The following is a 437-nucleotide window of genomic DNA, read 5'->3' as shown; positions in this document are numbered from 1 at the left end:
GAAGACCGGGCCAGTCACGCTTTTTCTGGGCGAAGATCAAAAACTGGCGTCTTTACTGACGAAATACCTGGATCAGTCGCTAGACAACATTTATCTGAAAACATCCCTTGCAGAGAAGGAGATGTGGCTGTCTATCAAGAGCGCTCCACGTATGAAGGAAAATTTGGTCCTGCCGAGACCCCATGACTATTTCTGGCCGTTACAGGTATTATACGAATACCTCTATCTGCCACATGTTAATGACTTGATGTCATTTGATTTATCGGTGGAGATCTCTAAGCTCCCTTTAGGCGAGGATAAGCAATTTACCCTTATCTTGGAATTCGACTGCAATATTCCCATCGAGGACATCACACCCGCCTTTATTCCTCACTGCGTACCGGTTATCAACCTGTCTTCGGCAAGAACAAAACCGATAATATTTGAAAAGGACAAAT

Annotated in this window: 1 protein-coding gene; it reads left to right on the top strand. The window is 44.4% G+C overall.

The features are described 5' to 3' along the window. Nucleotides 1-437, top strand: a 437-nt coding sequence (locus ABR397_RS23365) for a type VI secretion system baseplate subunit TssF (RefSeq protein WP_350307783.1), incomplete at both ends; no start/stop codon positions are given.

This window comes from Photorhabdus viridis (genome assembly GCF_040256935.1).
In the GTDB taxonomy this organism is placed as follows: Bacteria; Pseudomonadota; Gammaproteobacteria; order Enterobacterales; family Enterobacteriaceae; genus Photorhabdus; species Photorhabdus viridis.
Note: the sequence above shows the minus strand (reverse complement) of the source record. Positions and strands in the feature narration are given on the sequence as shown.